Annotated in this window: 15 protein-coding genes and 1 riboswitch; of the genes, 6 read left to right on the top strand and 9 right to left on the bottom strand. The window is 61.1% G+C overall.

Annotation, left to right across the window (positions count from 1 at the left end):
• Window positions 1-39: 39 nt before the first annotated feature.
• The gene (locus HX807_RS13790) at window positions 40-759 is read right to left on the bottom strand and encodes a 16S rRNA (uracil(1498)-N(3))-methyltransferase (RefSeq protein ID WP_087693231.1); all 720 of its coding nucleotides are present in this window, start codon (window positions 757-759) and stop codon (window positions 40-42) included.
• Between the two features lie 86 nt (window positions 760-845).
• The gene (locus HX807_RS13785) at window positions 846-2,252 is read right to left on the bottom strand and encodes an adenosylmethionine--8-amino-7-oxononanoate transaminase (RefSeq protein ID WP_177020233.1); all 1,407 of its coding nucleotides are present in this window, start codon (window positions 2,250-2,252) and stop codon (window positions 846-848) included.
• A gap of 280 nt (window positions 2,253-2,532) precedes the next feature.
• Here HX807_RS13785 and HX807_RS13780 point away from each other — a divergent pair, with 280 nt between their 5' ends.
• Window positions 2,533-3,084 (top strand): cytochrome b, encoded by a 552-nt coding sequence (locus HX807_RS13780; RefSeq protein WP_003216842.1) that lies wholly within the window; start codon window positions 2,533-2,535, stop codon window positions 3,082-3,084.
• A 32-nt stretch (window positions 3,085-3,116) separates the two neighbouring features.
• Entirely contained in the window at window positions 3,117-3,713 is a 597-nt protein-coding gene (locus HX807_RS13775) for a YceI family protein (protein ID WP_003216844.1), read from the top strand.
• A gap of 69 nt (window positions 3,714-3,782) precedes the next feature.
• On the opposite strand, the gene HX807_RS13770 is transcribed toward HX807_RS13775, so the two are convergent.
• The 5 genes from HX807_RS13770 to ahcY form a co-directional block, all read right to left on the bottom strand.
• Window positions 3,783-5,666 carry a DEAD/DEAH box helicase gene (locus HX807_RS13770; protein ID WP_177050249.1) on the bottom strand — a complete coding sequence of 628 codons (1,884 nt, stop codon included), beginning with the start codon at window positions 5,664-5,666 and terminating at the stop codon, window positions 3,783-3,785.
• A 222-nt stretch (window positions 5,667-5,888) separates the two neighbouring features.
• The gene (locus tag HX807_RS13765) at window positions 5,889-6,692 is read right to left on the bottom strand and encodes an ABC transporter substrate-binding protein (RefSeq protein ID WP_087693230.1); all 804 of its coding nucleotides are present in this window, start codon (window positions 6,690-6,692) and stop codon (window positions 5,889-5,891) included.
• A gap of 70 nt (window positions 6,693-6,762) precedes the next feature.
• Window positions 6,763-7,845, bottom strand: coding sequence for a hypothetical protein (locus HX807_RS13760; protein ID WP_177009107.1), 1,083 nt, complete (start codon window positions 7,843-7,845; stop codon window positions 6,763-6,765).
• Between the two features lie 75 nt (window positions 7,846-7,920).
• Window positions 7,921-8,766, bottom strand: a complete 846-nt coding sequence (gene metF, locus HX807_RS13755) for a methylenetetrahydrofolate reductase [NAD(P)H] (protein WP_008434100.1) — start codon at window positions 8,764-8,766, stop codon at window positions 7,921-7,923.
• A 174-nt stretch (window positions 8,767-8,940) separates the two neighbouring features.
• A complete protein-coding gene (ahcY, locus tag HX807_RS13750; protein WP_003216850.1) occupies window positions 8,941-10,350 on the bottom strand; it encodes an adenosylhomocysteinase in 1,410 nt (469 codons plus the stop codon).
• A gap of 21 nt (window positions 10,351-10,371) precedes the next feature.
• Window positions 10,372-10,477, bottom strand: a riboswitch (S-adenosyl-L-homocysteine riboswitch).
• A gap of 198 nt (window positions 10,478-10,675) precedes the next feature.
• Between ahcY and HX807_RS13745 the strand changes: the two genes are divergently transcribed.
• Both HX807_RS13745 and HX807_RS13740 read left to right on the top strand, forming a co-directional pair.
• On the top strand, window positions 10,676-11,080 hold the full coding sequence (locus HX807_RS13745) for an acyl-CoA thioesterase (protein WP_003216852.1): 405 nt from the start codon (window positions 10,676-10,678) through the stop codon (window positions 11,078-11,080).
• A 77-nt stretch (window positions 11,081-11,157) separates the two neighbouring features.
• The gene (locus HX807_RS13740; protein WP_008434095.1) at window positions 11,158-12,045 is read left to right on the top strand and encodes a formate/nitrite transporter family protein; all 888 of its coding nucleotides are present in this window, start codon (window positions 11,158-11,160) and stop codon (window positions 12,043-12,045) included.
• Here HX807_RS13740 and HX807_RS13735 read toward each other — a convergent pair.
• Window positions 12,039-13,304 carry a sodium:proton antiporter gene (locus HX807_RS13735; RefSeq protein ID WP_008434094.1) on the bottom strand — a complete coding sequence of 422 codons (1,266 nt, stop codon included), beginning with the start codon at window positions 13,302-13,304 and terminating at the stop codon, window positions 12,039-12,041. The two genes, HX807_RS13740 and HX807_RS13735, sit on opposite strands and share 7 nt — an antisense overlap.
• A gap of 157 nt (window positions 13,305-13,461) precedes the next feature.
• Complete coding sequence (locus HX807_RS13730; RefSeq protein WP_177050241.1) at window positions 13,462-13,602, bottom strand: hypothetical protein; 141 nt, start codon at window positions 13,600-13,602, stop codon at window positions 13,462-13,464.
• Window positions 13,603-13,757: 155 nt separating this feature from the next.
• Between HX807_RS13730 and HX807_RS13725 the strand changes: the two genes are divergently transcribed.
• A complete protein-coding gene (locus tag HX807_RS13725; protein WP_063026578.1) occupies window positions 13,758-14,591 on the top strand; it encodes an EamA family transporter in 834 nt (277 codons plus the stop codon).
• A gap of 31 nt (window positions 14,592-14,622) precedes the next feature.
• Window positions 14,623-15,009, top strand: a complete 387-nt coding sequence (locus tag HX807_RS13720; RefSeq protein ID WP_003216858.1) for an MAPEG family protein — start codon at window positions 14,623-14,625, stop codon at window positions 15,007-15,009.
• The last annotated feature ends 106 nt before the right edge of the window (window positions 15,010-15,115 follow it).

The raw sequence follows: 15,115 nt of genomic DNA, 5'->3' as shown, positions 1-15,115 counted from the left end.
AAGCCCGCTCCCACATTTGATGGGGTTTGCAAAACGGGTTTAGAAGTCGCCCCAGAGTTGTTGGGCTACGGCCAGCGCCACGACTGGCGCAGTTTCGGTACGCAGCACCCGTGGGCCCAGCCGTGCGGCATGAAACCCCGCACCTTGTGCCGTCTCGACTTCCCCATCAGTCAATCCACCCTCCGGCCCGATCAGGAAGGCCAGGCTCCCAGGCTTGGCGTGGCTCACCAGGGGCTCGGCCACCGGGTGCAGCACCAGCTTCAAATCCGCTTCGGCCTGTTTCAACCAATCCGCCAGCAACAGCGGTGGGTGAATCACCGGCACTCGCGAGCGACCGCACTGCTCGCACGCGCTGATCGCCACCTGGCGCCAGTGCTGCAGGCGTTTGTCGGCGCGTTCGTCCTTGAGGCGCACTTCGCAGCGGTCGCTGAAGATCGGGGTGATTTCATTCACCCCAAGCTCGGTGGCTTTCTGGATCGCCCAGTCCATTCGCTCGCCACGGGACAGGCCCTGGCCGAGGTGAATCTGCAATGGCGACTCGACCTGCCCGGCGAAGGTTTCGGTGACTTGCACCACCACGCGTTTTTTGCCGACTTCCAGCAAGCTGGCGCGAAACTCCTGGCCGGAACCGTCGAACAACTGCACGGGGTCGCCTTCGCTCATGCGCAATACGCGGCTGATGTAGTGCGCCTGGGCTTCCGGCAACTCGTGGTCGCCAAGGCTCAGGGGGGCGTCGACAAAAAAGCGGGACAGTCTCATTTCTGTTCTCTGGAAATAGTGTGCAGGGCGGACGCGGAGCGTCCATGGCTGCATTCCCACGCGGAGCGTGGGAACGATCAACTCAATCAGCCCGGATCACGAAACCCCGGGTGGAAATCCTTGGGCACCGCCACGCTGACCTTGCTGTTGGTGGCAATGTCGATCCCTTCGCTGGCCACTTCAGCCAGGAAGTCGATCTGCTCCGGGGTGATCACATAGGGCGGCAGGAAGTACACCACGCTGCCCAACGGCCGCAGCAACGCGCCTCGCTCCAGCGCATGTTCGAACACCTTCAGGCCACGGCGTTCCTGCCACGGGTAGGCGGTCTTGGTGGCCTTGTCCTGCACCATCTCGATGGCCAGCACCATGCCGGTCTGGCGCACTTCCGAGACGTGCGGATGGGCCACCAGGTGCGCGGTGGCGGTGGCCATGCGCTGGGCCAGGGCCTTGTTGTTTTCGATGACGTTGTCTTCTTCGAAGATATCCAGGGTCGCCAGGGCCGCCGCACAGGCCAGCGGGTTGCCGGTGTAGCTGTGGGAGTGCAGGAAGGCGCGCAGGGTCGGGTAGTCGTCGTAGAAGGCGTCGTACACATCGTCGGTGGTGACCACCGCGGCGAGCGGCAGGTAGCCGCCGGTCAGGGCCTTGGACAGGCACAGGAAGTCCGGGCGGATGCCGGCCTGTTCACAGGCGAACATCGTACCGGTGCGGCCAAAGCCCACGGCGATTTCGTCGTGGATCAGGTGTACGCCATAACGGTCGCAGGCTTCGCGCAGCAGCTTGAGGTACACCGGGTGGTACATGCGCATGCCGCCGGCGCCCTGGATCAGCGGCTCGACGATCACGGCGGCCACGGTGTCGTGGTTTTCGGCCAGGGTCTGCTCCATGGCCAGGAACATGTTCCGGGAATGTTCTTCCCAGCTCATGCCGTCGGGGCGCAGGTAGCAGTCGGGGCTCGGCACCTTGATGGTGTCCAGCAGCAGGGCTTTATAGGTCTCGGTGAACAGCGGCACATCGCCAACCGACATCGCGGCGATGGTTTCGCCGTGGTAGCTGTTGGTCAGGGTGACAAAGCGCTTCTTGTTCGGCAGGCCGCGGTTGAGCCAATAGTGAAAGCTCATCTTCAGCGCGACTTCGATGCACGACGAGCCGTTGTCAGCATAGAAGCAGCGGGTCAGGCCTTCGGGGGTCATCTTCACCAGGCGCTCGGACAGCTCGATTACCGGCTGGTGACTGAAACCGGCGAGGATCACGTGTTCCAGCTGGTCGACCTGGTCCTTGATGCGCTGGTTGATGCGCGGGTTGGCGTGGCCAAACACGTTGACCCACCAGGAACTGACGGCGTCGAGGTAGCGTTTGCCTTCGAAGTCTTCCAGCCAGATGCCTTCACCGCGCTTGATCGGGATCAGCGGCAGTTGCTGGTGGTCTTTCATCTGGGTGCAGGGATGCCACAGCACCGCAAGGTCGCGTTGCATCCACTGGTTATTCAAACCCATGTTCATTCTCCTCGAAGCGGCTCGCGACGTGCGCGGGCGAAACAATCGCGCAAGCCTATGCAATGCAGGCCTGTGTCACAACCCATTGCGAGTCTGAAGCGTAAATTGGTGGTAAACGCAGGACAGTCCGTCACGTTTCTTCTGGATAGTCCTTAATCTCTTGTTAACTTACTCTGCATACGCTCTTGATCGTATTTCTCGATATTTCAAAGCGAAATTTTCCGCTTTAATTCGATAGGTAAATCGATAGTCTTGCCACAGCTCTTACGGGATTTGGGACATGCAACTACGTAATTCACCGGCCCGCTATGGCTGGGTCAGCATCGTTTTGCACTGGGGCGTGGCCCTGGTGGTGTTCGGTCTGTTCGCATTGGGCCTGTGGATGGTCGGTCTCGACTACTACAGTGCCTGGCGCAAAGACGCCCCGGACCTGCACAAGAGCATCGGCATTACGCTGTTCGCCATCATGCTCGTGCGGATCGTCTGGCGCCTGGTCAGCCCGCCGCCGCCACCGCTTGCCAGCTATAGCCGCATGACGCGTCTGGGGGCTGCGTTTGGCCACGCGTTCCTGTATCTCGGGCTGTTTGCCGTGATGATTGCCGGTTACCTGATTTCCACCGCAGACGGTGTCGGGATCCCGGTGTTTGGCCTGTTTGAGATTCCTGCGCTGGTTTCCGGGCTACCGGACCAGGCAGACACTGCAGGCGTGGTGCATTTGTACCTGGCCTGGGTATTGGTGGTGTTCGCCGGCCTGCATGGCGTGGCCGCGCTGAAACACCATTTCATTGATCGTGATGTGACCCTGGTTCGTATGCTGGGGCGCAAAGCCTGATGTTCAACCTCGACTCACAAGGAATAGAAAGCATGTTGAAAAAGACTCTCGCCGCTCTGGCCATCGGTTCTGCCCTGCTGACTGCCGGTCAGGCGATGGCAGCTGACTACGTTGTCGACAAGGAAGGCCAGCACGCCTTCGTTGACTTCAAGATCAGCCACTTGGGCTACAGCTTCATCACCGGTACCTTCAAGGACCTGGACGGCAAGTTCAGCTTCGATGCTGCCAAGCCTGAAGACAGCAAGATTGAGTTCAACGTCCGCACCGCCAGCGTGTTCACCAACCACGCCGAACGTGACAAGCACATCGCCAGCAAAGACTTCCTGGACGTTGGCAAGTTTGCCGATGCCAAGTTCGTCTCCACCAGCGTCAAGACCACTGGCAAGAATGCCGCTGGCCAAGTCACTGCTGACGTGACCGGCGACCTGACCTTTCACGGCGTGACCAAGCCGATCGTCGTCAAGGCGACCTTCCTGGGTGAAGGCAAGGATCCATGGGGCGGCTACCGTGCCGGCTTTGAAGGTACTACCTCCTTCAATCGCCAGGACTTCGGCAAGCAGATGGACCTGGGTCCAGCGTCCAACAACGTTGAGCTGTACGTGACGTTTGAAGGTGTGAAAGCGAAGTAATTTTCGCCGGCCACACAAAAATGCCCCGGATCTCGCGATCCGGGGCATTTTTTATGGCGCTTTGAAAACTCAGCGGTTGCGGGTCAGCAACGCCGGTTTTTCACCACGTGGACGGCCCGGCAGTTGATCCAACTGCTCAGGTGTCAGCGTGCGATCGCTTTTCGACTCTTTGTGGATGATCTTCGGTGCCGGGCCGCCGCGCGGGTTTTGCACCGCTGGCTCCGACAGGCGAGGTTGATCATCACGGGCCGGGCGACGGTTGCGCGATTCTTCGCGACGGGCCTGGCCGTCACGCGGTGCACCGTTGCGCGGGCCGCTGCGCTTGGCAGGCGGGGTGCCGGTGGTGGCGCCGTTGCTGCTGCGCGGACCGTTCTGGCGACCTTGTGGCTGCCCGCCGGTACGCGGAGTACCGGCGCCTGCGCCCTGGGCCGGAGCGCCCGGACGGCGACCACGGCCCTGGGCCGGCTTGGCCTGGGGCACGTAGTCAACGCGGTTACCGAAGTTGTCCACGTCGTCGTCCAGGAACTCGTCCGGAGCACGGTCGGCAGCAGCACGTGGCGGCTGGCTCGGCTGGCGCTGTTCGCGGGCCGGGGTGCCTTCACGGGGCTTTTGCTCACGGGCCGGGCGTTCGCCACGGCCATTGGTCGCAGCCTTGTCCTTGCCGCCCTTGTCCTTGCCCTTGTCTTTACGACCGCCACCGCCGCCGCCGCCGTTCGGGCCATCGCCCTTTGGACCGCGTGGGCTGTTGCGCGGGTTGCGCACGTCCGGACGTTCGCGCACTTCAGGCTTCTCGGCCTCAACGGCGCTGGAGTCGAAGCCCATCAGGTCGCCGTCGGCGATTTTCTGCTTGGTCATGCGCTCGATGCTTTTCAGCAGCTTTTCTTCGTCCGGTGCGACCAGGGAAATGGCCTCGCCCGAACGACCGGCCCGGCCAGTACGGCCGATACGGTGCACGTAGTCTTCATCGACGTTTGGCAGCTCGAAGTTGACCACGTGGGGCAGTTGGTCGATGTCCAGGCCGCGAGCGGCGATGTCGGTGGCGACCAGGATGCGCACTTCACCGGCCTTGAAGTCGGCCAGGGCTTTGGTGCGGGCATTCTGGCTCTTGTTGCCGTGGATCGCGACGGCGGTGAGGCCGTGCTTGTCCAGGTACTCGGCCAGGCGGTTGGCGCCGTGCTTGGTGCGGGTGAACACCAGCACCTGTTCCCACGCGCCGGCGGTGATCAGGTGGGCCAGCAGCGAACGCTTGTGGGCGGCCGGCAGGCGGAATACGCGCTGCTCGATACGCTCGACCGTGGTGTTCGGCGGCGTGACTTCAATGCGCTCGGGGTTGTGCAACAACTTGCCCGCCAACGCGGTGATGTCGTTGGAGAACGTGGCCGAGAACAGCAGGTTCTGGCGTTTGGCCGGCAGGCGCGCGAGGACCTTTTTCACGTCATGGACAAAGCCCATGTCGAGCATGCGGTCGGCTTCGTCCAGCACGAGGATTTCCACGTGGGACAAATCGACGCTGCCTTGGCCGCACAGGTCGAGCAAGCGACCCGGGCATGCAACCAGTACGTCGACACCGCGGGACATGGCCTGAACCTGTGGGTTCATGCCGACGCCGCCGAAGATGCAGGCGCTGACGAACTTCAAGTCGCGGGCATACAGCTTGAAGCTGTCATGCACTTGGGCGGCGAGTTCGCGGGTAGGGGTCAGGACCAGTACGCGCGGTTGGCGCGGGCCATGACGCTGGGATTTGTCCGGGTGACCGTTGGGGAACAACCGCTCCAGGATCGGAAGGGCGAAGCCGCCGGTTTTACCAGTACCTGTCTGAGCCGCAACCATCAGGTCGCGGCCTTGCAACACGGCGGGAATGGCCCGCTGTTGCACCGGAGTAGGCTCGGTATAGCCCGCTGCCTCGATGGCGCGGACTAAAGCCTCGGAGAGACCGAGGGAAGCAAAGGACATGAGTAATCCTGTTTTAGTTAGGGCTTGGCCCAGAGGGATAGTCTTGCCTGGCGTGAATGGCGTTTAGATGAACGCAATCCCGTCCGGTCCTGCTGGGGCTGGCGGGCACTCAGACGGCTCGCGCGGGCTTGAAAGCTGCGCTGTAGCGGGGTCGGGTGCCTTTTGCAAGACCGAAGCGTCCGGGCGTAAGCCTGGCGGAAAGGCCGGAGTATAACAGAGCAATCACTCTGCGCCGCTTTCCTGCTGCTCAACGGTGCGTACGGGCAGGGCTGATGCGCTGGTTTGCGGGCTGCTGCCTGCATATTTGGCGCTCAAGGCCGCGTAGGCAGGCTCTTGCTTGAAGCGTTTGAGTTCGGCGGCGAAGCGTTGCACCAGCAAATCCATGCCCGCCCCGCGGCGCACGGCCAGGAACTGAGGCTGGCTGCTGACTACCTGGGGAGCCTGGGTGACCTGGTCCTCAAGTCCAAGGGCCTTGAGTACATGCTGGCCAACCCGACGGTCCGTGATCACCAGGTCGATCCGGCCAAGGGCCAGTTTGCCGAAGTTGGCCTCATGGCTGGCGGCCGGCTCCTGCTTGAAGAGGGTGGACTCGCTGAATTCGGCGCCATAGAGGTAGCCTGGCGAGGTGCCGATGGTCAGGCCGCGCAGGTCGTCGAAGGTCTGGAACGGGTGTGGGCGCTGATTGGCGTAGAACAGCACGAACTCCACCTCGGACAGCGGCTCGCTGGGGTACAGCAGCACCGCGTCGCGTTCATGGCTATGGAAAATATCCAGTGCGCCGTCGGCCTGGCCCTGGTCGAGCATCGCCAGGCAGCGCTTCCAGGGCAGGAATTGCCAATCCACATCGATGCCCAGGCGCTGGAACACGATCACCGTGGTCTCGTAGTCGAGCCCGCGCATGGTGCCGTTGTCGTCGTAGACGTAAGGCGCCCAGGGCTCGGTGACAATGCGCAGTTTCTCGCCATGGGCACCGAGGCTCAGGCAAGCGAAAAGAACAGCAGTCAATAACCGGAAAGTGACAGGCATACCCTGAGATTACGACTGTATCGGGCTAAAGAGAAGCTCTGGCACAGTGATCTGCGGGCGCCCGCCAGGTTTACTTGTCCGGAGATTTGATCAGGTGTTCGTAGATCGCCTCGCGCCGCTCGCCGAGAATCAGCCGCACCACGGGATTGCCAAACCAGTGCTCCAGCAGATGGGCATCCACCGGTCGGCCCTGGCGCTCTTCCTGGTTTTGTCGGGCCTTGTCCCACCAAACCGGGCCACACGCCTGGTCGAACTCGTTTTCATGTTCGTAGCAGCCGTAGAGGATTTCCCGGATGAACTGCTGTTGGTGCTTGGGCAGTGCCAGGGTGATCAGCTTGTACATCAAGCGTTGCAGACGAGGCGGGCGGGGCAGGTGGGCGGAAACCTGGCGCGTGTCATCGAGGGCCGTGGCGCTGGTGGGGTTTGCCCCATGCTTGGCGATCCACGCCTTGACCTTGGCCCGGAACAGCTGCTTGCGGCTCCAGTAGTGGTGGATCAGGTCCGGGCATTCGCGCACGTTGAGGGTGCGATAGGCGGCAATGGACAGGCAGAACTCTTCCAGGGTGTAGGCGCCCTGGGCATGGGGAAACAGTTCGTCCATCAACTCGATCGAGCGGTCGAGGATGTGCGCGTCCTGCTGCGTCAGGCCCATGACCCCGGAATTGAGGGTCATCATGTCATCGTCGGCCACGCCCATGTCCAGCAGGCGCTGGTACAGGGCGCTGTACAGAATGCTTTCGTGGTTGTCGCCGTACTTGGTGTAGAAGGCGTTGCACAGCAGGGTGCCCGGCTGCACGCGTTCAAACAGCGCCAGGGGCGAATGGTGGAAAAACGTATCGGTGTCGATCAGCAGCGCCACTTCGGATTCTTGCAACACTTGCCGCAGCACTACGTGCTTGGTGCGAAAGTGGTAGCCGTGAGGCTCGCTCCAGCGTTTGCGCGTGGCTTCGTCCAGCGGGCGTACCCGTACTGGCAGCAGGCGGTAGGGCTCGGGGTTGTCGGTGAAGACCTGGATGTCGATGCCTGTGTCCGGCTCGTCCCGCAGGAACGACAGGGCGCTGGCGATGCTGAATACCGCTTCCTGATGGTAAGTCTCTGCGCCGAACACCAGGTAGACCAGTTGCGGGCGGGACGTCGGGGCGGATGTATTCATGGACTGCAGAATTCCGTGGGCGTTTAGAACGGCAAAGGCCCTCATTATGAGGGCCTTTGCATTTCGGAACAGACCTTAGCGTGGCAGCTTCAGGTTGTTCCAGACAGCGAGGCTTGGCTCAGCCTGGTTCAGGGTATAGAAGTGCAACCCTGGCGCGCCACCTTGCAACAATTGTTCACACATTTCGCTGATGACCTGTTCGCCGAACGCCTGGATGCTCTTGACGTCGTCGCCGTAGGCTTCCAGTTGTTTACGAATCCAGCGTGGGATTTCCGCGCCGCAGGCGTCAGAGAAGCGCGCCAGTTTGCTGTAGTTGGTGATCGGCATGATGCCCGGCACGATCGGGATGTTCACGCCCATCGCTTGTACACGCTCAACGAAGTAGAAGTAGCTCTCTGCGTTGAAGAAGTACTGGGTGATCGCGCTGTTGGCGCCGGCGTTGGCCTTGCGCACGAAATTCTGCAGATCGTCTTCGAAATTGCGCGCCTGGGGGTGCATCTCCGGATAAGCGGCCACTTCGATGTGGAAGTGATCGCCGGTTTCTTCGCGAATGAAGCTCACCAGGTCATTGGCGTAGCGCAGCTCGCCGCTGGCCATGCCCATGCCGGAGGGCAGGTCACCGCGCAGGGCGACGATGCGCTTGATGCCGGCTTGCTTGTATTGGGTCAGCAGGCTGCGCAGGTCGGCCTTGCTGTCGCCCACGCAGGACAAATGCGGAGCTGCAGGTACTTTGACTTGGCTTTCCAGCTGCAGCACGGTGTTGATCGTGCGATCGCGGGTGGAGCCACCGGCACCGTAGGTGCAGGAGAAGAAATCGGGGTGGTAGCTGGCCAACTGCTTGGCAGTTGCCATCAGTTTTTCATGCCCAGCATCGGTCTTGGTCGGGAAGAACTCGAAGCTGTAGCGACGGTCTTGGGACATGGTCATACCTATGGAAACTCATAAAGCCAGAAGGTGCACACCGTCAATGTGGGAGCGGGCTTGCTCGCGAAGGCGGTATGTCAGTAGTAGATAAGTCGACTGACACACCGCCTTCGCGAGCAAGCCCGCTCCCACAAAAGCCTGCCCCCACATGGGGAGCAGGCAGCAGGCAAATCAGTAGCGGTAAGCGTGCGGCTTGAACGGGCCTTCGACCGTCACGCCGATGTAGTCGGCCTGGGTCTTGGTCAGTTGAGTCACTACGCCGCCGAAGCCGCGGACCATTTCCAGGGCCACTTCTTCGTCGAGTTTCTTCGGCAGTACTTCCACGGTCAGGCGCTCGGCTTTCTGGGCGGGCGACAGGTCGGCGTATTTCTGGCCGAACAGGAAGATCTGCGCCAGTACCTGGTTGGCGAACGAGCCATCCATGATGCGGCTTGGGTGGCCAGTGGCGTTGCCCAGGTTGACCAGACGGCCTTCGGCCAGCAGGATCAGGTAGTCATCGTTCTGCGGGTCGAAATCGCCAGCACCGGTACGGTGAACCTTGTGTACCTGTGGCTTCACTTCTTCCCATGCCCAGTTCTTGCGCATGAAAGCGGTGTCGATTTCGTTGTCGAAGTGACCGATGTTGCACACCACGGCGCGCTTTTTCAGGGCCTTGAGCATGTTCGAGTCGCACACGTTCACGTTGCCGGTGGTGGTCACGATCAGGTCGATCTTGCCCAGCAGGGCCTTGTCGATGCTGGCTTCGGTGCCGTCGTTCTGGCCGTTGATGAACGGCGAAACCACTTCGAAACCGTCCATGCAGGCTTGCATGGCGCAGATCGGGTCGACTTCGGAGACTTTAACGATCATGCCTTCCTGACGCAGGGACTGGGACGAACCCTTGCCCACGTCACCGTAGCCGATCACCAGCGCTTGCTTGCCGGACAACAGGTGGTCGGTGCCGCGCTTGATCGCATCGTTCAGGCTGTGACGGCAGCCGTACTTGTTGTCGTTCTTGCTCTTGGTCACCGAGTCGTTGACGTTGATGGCCGGGATTTTCAGCTCGCCCTTGGCCAGCATGTCCAGCAGGCGGTGAACGCCGGTGGTGGTTTCTTCGGTCACGCCGTGGACGCGGTCGAGGATCTGCGGGTATTTCTTGTGCAGCAGCTCGGTCAGGTCGCCGCCGTCGTCGAGGATCATGTTGGCGTCCCATGGCTTGCCATCCTTGAGGATGGTTTGCTCCAGGCACCACTCGTACTCTTCTTCGGTTTCGCCTTTCCAGGCGAACACGGCGATACCGGCAGCAGCGATAGCGGCAGCGGCCTGGTCTTGAGTCGAGAAAATGTTGCAGGACGACCAGCGTACTTCGGCACCCAGGGCAACCAGGGTTTCGATCAGCACGGCAGTCTGAATGGTCATGTGGATGCAGCCGAGAATCTTCGCGCCCTTGAGCGGCTGCTCAGCGGCGTACTTGCGACGCAGGCCCATCAGGGCTGGCATTTCGGATTCGGCGATAAAGGTTTCGCGACGGCCCCAGGCAGCGAGGGACATGTCGGCGACTTTGTAGTCGGTAAAACCTGCAGGCGTGATTACAGCGCTCATGAAGAGCCTCCATTCGTAGTGTGCGAATGGGCGCCGTTGTGCGTTTAGTATCCAGCTGGCTAACCAGGCCGGACAACGCCCCATCCGAGCCTGACAGGTCGAGCCTGCTGCAGCGCCCCTCGGACAGGTGGCGGGAGAACGGTATCAATCGAAGATGACCGTTTTGAAGCGGAGGCGATTATAGCCGCCTGCGCCTGACTTCTAAAGCCTTTCTGTCGGCGGCATGAAGATCGCTCATGGGGTTGATAGGCAATGGCTCATAGAGCTTGGGCCCGGCCTCTGCCATGATGTTGCCCATCATTTCGCAACACGCTTTGGAGTGAACATGAACTTCCACACTCGCAAATGGGTAAAACCCGAAGACCTCAACCCCAACGGCACCCTGTTCGGTGGCAGCCTGCTGCGCTGGATCGACGAAGAAGCGGCCATCTACGCGATTGTCCAGTTGGGCAACCAGCGGGTGGTGACCAAGTACATCTCCGAAATCAACTTCGTCAGCGCCTCGCGCCAGGGCGACATCATCGAACTGGGCATCACCGCCACCGAGTTCGGTCGCACCTCCATCACCCTGACCTGTGAAGTGCGCAACAAGATCACGCGCAAGAGCATTCTGACGGTGGAAAAAATGGTCTTCGTGAACCTGGGCGAAGACGGGTTGCCGGCGCCCCACGGCCGTACCGAGATCAAGTACGTGAAGGATCAGTTCCAGTCGGAAGGCCTCGGCGAGTAATCCTGCGCAGGGCCAGTGAACGCTCTTGATCAACCATAGGTCGTACCTGAACATCGCCCCCCCGTTCAGGTATCACCATGGCCACGCAAGAAGACGGCAAGACCCCCAATCTGTCGCAGGAAGAGCAGCACGACGTCGACAAGAACCAGCCGCCTCGCGCGGCGGTTCTGCATGAAATCATCCGCACTCAAGGCGATCAGGAACTGGAGCGCAACGTCGCCGCGTTGTGGTGGTCGGCGCTGGCCGCCGGCCTGACCATGGGCCTGTCACTGATGGGCATGGGCTTGCTCAACTCGCGCCTGCCGGATGGCGAAGAGTTCAAGGTGATCGCCAGTTTTGGTTACTGCGCCGGCTTTCTTGCCGTGATCCTCGCCCGTCAGCAGTTATTCACCGAAAACACCCTGACCGCGGTGTTGCCGGTGATGAGCAAACCCACGCTGAAGAATTTCGCACGCCTGCTGCGTTTATGGGCCGTGGTGCTGGTGGGCAACCTGTGCGGCACCTTGCTGGTGGCGTACGTGATGCTGCACTTGCCGATCTTTGACACCAAGACCGACCTGGCCTTCCTGGAAATCGGGCGCAAGGTCATGGAAAACGACGCCTACCAGATGTTCGCCAAGGGCATCGTGTCGGGCTGGATGATCGCCACCATGGTGTGGATGATCCCCTCCATGGAAAGCGCCAAAATCTGGATCATCATCCTGATCACCTACCTGATGGCACTGGGAGACTTCACCCACATCGTGGTGGGCTCGGCGGAAGTGTCGTACCTGGTATTCGCCGGCGAGCTGCCGTGGAAAGACTTCTGGCTGGTGTTCGCCGGGCCGACGCTGGCGGGCAATATCATCGGCGGCAGCTTTATCTTTGCGCTGATCAGCCATGCGCAGATTCGCAGCGAAAGCAGCCTGCCGGGCAAAGCCGCTGCGGACCCGAGGCATCCGCAGCAGATCAACAAGGGTCAGTGAGTCTCCGGCGCCGCAGCAGGCGCCGGCTCATCCTTGGTCACATGCTTGACCAGCTTGCCGATGCTCAAGCCCTGCAACAGGATCGAAGACAGCACCACGATGTAGGTGATGCTCAGCAGCAAGTCACGCTCCGGGCCCAGTGGCAGGGCCAGGGCCAGTGCCACGGAAACCCCGCCGCGCAAGCCACCCCAGGTGAGGATGCGGATGGTGCCGCGGGGCACCGTGCGCCAGCGCCGCAGCAGCAGGATCGCCGGGGCCACCGTCAGCAGGCGTGACAACAGGATTGCCACGGCCAGCAAACTGGCGGCCAACACGTGCAGCCAGTTGAACGGCAACAGCAGCAGTTCCATGCCGATCAGCGCAAACAGCAGGGCGTTGAGCATGTCATCGAGCAGTTCCCAGAAGCCGTCCAGGTAGCGCCGGGTCATGTCGTTCATCGCCAGCTTGCGGCCGAGGTTGCCGATGATCAGCCCCGCCACCACCATCGCAATGGGTGCCGAGACGTGCAGTTCAGTGGCCATCGCCGAGCCGCCGATCACCAGGGCCAGGGTCAGCATCACTTCGATCTGATACTGCTCGATGCTCTTGATCATCAGGTACACGATGTAGCCGATCAGCCCGCCAAACACCACGCCGCCAATCGCCTCATGGGCAAACAGCATGGCCGTGGCGCCGACCGTAGGCGTCTCGCCCAGTTGCGCGATGCCCAGCAACACGGTGAACACCACCACCGCGGTGCCGTCGTTGAACAGCGATTCGCCGACGATGGTGGTTTTCAGCGGTTTCGACGCATTGGCGGTCCGCAGCACACCGAGCACGGCAATCGGGTCGGTGGGGGAAATCAGCGCGCCGAACAGCAGGCAGTACAGGAAACTCACGTGCCAGCCGAACAGGGCAAAGATGTAGAAGGCCAGGCTGCCGATCACCACCGTGGCAATCAGTACGCCGAAGGTGGCGAGCAGGCCGATGGGCCAGCGGTAGCTGCGCAGGTCGCTCAGGTTGACGTGCAAGGCGCCGGCGAACAGCAGGAACGAGAGCATCCAGTTCATCAGCAGGTCGCCGAAGTCGATCTGGCCGATCAACTGCTGGATGCGCTCTTCAAGGCCGGGGTAGCCGATAAAGCTCAAGCCTTGCAGCAGCAGGGAAAACATCAGTGCCGTGACCATCACACCGATGGTGGGCGGCAGGCCGATGAAGCGGTAGTTCACATACGTGAGCAGGGTGGTCAGGCAAATAAACGCAGCGACAAGTTCAAGCATCCGGGGTCCTTGGATGGAGGAGTGAGTAGAGATCATATGTGGGAGCTGTCGAGCCCCAGCGAGGCTGCGATGGCATCACCTGGGTGAGGCTGCAAGACCGCAGCGCCTGTATCGCAGCCTCGCTAAAGCTCGACAGCTCCCACACAGAACACATTTATCAGTTGGCTACGTTGACCGCAGCAGGGCGACGACGTTGCAGGTCGATGAACAAAAGTGCCGCCACCACCATCCCGCCGATCCAGGCGCCGAGCGGCAGGTGAGGTTCTCCTTCGGTAATCGCGACCCTCTGATCAGGCATACGCAGGCCGACGCCCGGATCGGCGAAGATCGGGCAGCAGCAAAAATTTATTGGTCCAAGTCTTTGCGCAACTGAGTGCGGCGTGGTCGGCTTTAGTATAAACAGGTGCTGAAATATGGCGAATCAATTCCGCTTTTTATGACTGGGGAGTCACCGTGATTGCAACAGCTCTGGTACTGGTAGCGGCGTTGTTGCATGCGACGTGGAACACCTTGATCAAATTCAGCGGCGAGCGCCTGTTGGTCATCGCGTGCATGGACACGGTGGCATTGCTGTTTGTGGTGCTGGCGGTGGGGTTTGTATCGTTTCCGCCACTGGAAATCTGGCCGTGGATCATCGCCTCGGCGTTGTTTGAGTTGCTCTACCGCTACCTGCTGATCCAGGCCTATCGCGTGGGTGACCTGGGCCTGGTGTACCCATTGATGCGCGGCTTGTCGCCTTTGGTGGTGCTGGCGCTGACGCTGGTGTTTGCCGGTGAGGTGCTCAGTACCCAGCAGATTCTCGGCATTCTGCTGATCCCGTTCGGCATGCTATGCCTGTTGTGGCAGGGCGGCGGTGGCGACCGGTTGCCCTGGTCGATGCTGCCGGTGGTGGCGTTGATCGGCCTGTGTATCGGTTGCTACACCTTCCTCGATGGCCAGGCATTGCGCCGTTGGTCACACCCGCTGGACTACCTGGTGTGGCTGACGCTGATAAGCGCATGGCCGTTTCCTTTGCTGGCGATGGTGCGCAAACGGGCGGCGTTCGGGCTGTTCTGGCGCACGCAGTGGAGGCTGGGGCTGAGTGTCGGGTTGTGCGTGTTGTTGAGCTACGCTCTGGTGCTTTGGGCCATGCAGTTGGGCTCGATTGCCGAAGCCGCTGCGCTGCGGGAAGTCAGCGTGATCCTGGTGGTGCTGTTCGGCATGCGTTACCTGAAAGAACCTTTCGGCCGCCCACGGCTCATAGCCTGTGGGTTGGTGCTGATCGGCATGTTCGTGATGAAACTCTAACCGTCGGATAAAACTAAAAAAGGAATGGGTTATGACAGTCGCTTTCTGGTGTGTGTTGATCGCAATTTTTCTGCCGTACCTGTGCACGGGCGTGGCCAAGTTCAGCGGCGGCAAGTTCGGGCCCCGGCAGAACCATGACCCGCGGGCGTTCCTCGACACCCTCGAGGGGTTTGCCAAGCGCGCCCACAGTGCGCAACTCAACAGCTTCGAAGTGACCCCGGCCTTTGCGGCGGCGGTGATCATTGCCCATCTGGCTGGCGTTGCGTCGCTGGTAACGATCAACGTATTGGCGGTGCTGTTTATTACCAGCCGGTTGCTCTACATCATCTGCTACCTGGCGGACTGGGCGATGCTGCGGTCGGTGGTGTGGGCGGTGGGGATGGCGTTGATTGCGAGCTTCTTCTTCGTCTCGATCTGAAGCCTGACACTGTTCAAATGTGGGAGCGGGCTTGCTCGCGAATGCGGTGAGTCAGTCACCGGATGTATCGACTGACACACCGCATTCGCGAGCAAGCCCGCTCCCA

It is taken from the genome of Pseudomonas sp. D8002, assembly GCF_013385695.1.
In the GTDB taxonomy this organism is placed as follows: Bacteria; Pseudomonadota; Gammaproteobacteria; order Pseudomonadales; family Pseudomonadaceae; genus Aquipseudomonas.
Note: the sequence above shows the minus strand (reverse complement) of the source record. Positions and strands in the feature narration are given on the sequence as shown.

Excerpts from the sequence above, each read along its gene's own strand:
- ahcY (WP_003216850.1), bottom strand. The coding sequence starts at position 10,350 with ATGAGCGCTGTAATCACGCCTGCAGGTTTTACCGACTACAAAGTCGCC.
- HX807_RS13780 (WP_003216842.1), top strand. The coding sequence starts at position 2,533 with ATGCAACTACGTAATTCACCGGCCCGCTATGGCTGGGTCAGCATCGTT.
- HX807_RS13770 (WP_177050249.1), bottom strand. The coding sequence starts at position 5,666 with ATGTCCTTTGCTTCCCTCGGTCTCTCCGAGGCTTTAGTCCGCGCCATC.
- HX807_RS13740 (WP_008434095.1), top strand. The coding sequence starts at position 11,158 with ATGGCCACGCAAGAAGACGGCAAGACCCCCAATCTGTCGCAGGAAGAG.
- HX807_RS13760 (WP_177009107.1), bottom strand. The coding sequence starts at position 7,845 with ATGAATACATCCGCCCCGACGTCCCGCCCGCAACTGGTCTACCTGGTG.
- HX807_RS13775 (WP_003216844.1), top strand. The coding sequence starts at position 3,117 with ATGTTGAAAAAGACTCTCGCCGCTCTGGCCATCGGTTCTGCCCTGCTG.
- metF (WP_008434100.1), bottom strand. The coding sequence starts at position 8,766 with ATGTCCCAAGACCGTCGCTACAGCTTCGAGTTCTTCCCGACCAAGACC.
- HX807_RS13735 (WP_008434094.1), bottom strand. The coding sequence starts at position 13,304 with ATGCTTGAACTTGTCGCTGCGTTTATTTGCCTGACCACCCTGCTCACG.
- HX807_RS13720 (WP_003216858.1), top strand. The coding sequence starts at position 14,623 with ATGACAGTCGCTTTCTGGTGTGTGTTGATCGCAATTTTTCTGCCGTAC.
- HX807_RS13765 (WP_087693230.1), bottom strand. The coding sequence starts at position 6,692 with ATGCCTGTCACTTTCCGGTTATTGACTGCTGTTCTTTTCGCTTGCCTG.
- HX807_RS13745 (WP_003216852.1), top strand. The coding sequence starts at position 10,676 with ATGAACTTCCACACTCGCAAATGGGTAAAACCCGAAGACCTCAACCCC.
- HX807_RS13790 (WP_087693231.1), bottom strand. The coding sequence starts at position 759 with ATGAGACTGTCCCGCTTTTTTGTCGACGCCCCCCTGAGCCTTGGCGAC.
- HX807_RS13730 (WP_177050241.1), bottom strand. The coding sequence starts at position 13,602 with ATGCCTGATCAGAGGGTCGCGATTACCGAAGGAGAACCTCACCTGCCG.
- HX807_RS13785 (WP_177020233.1), bottom strand. The coding sequence starts at position 2,252 with ATGGGTTTGAATAACCAGTGGATGCAACGCGACCTTGCGGTGCTGTGG.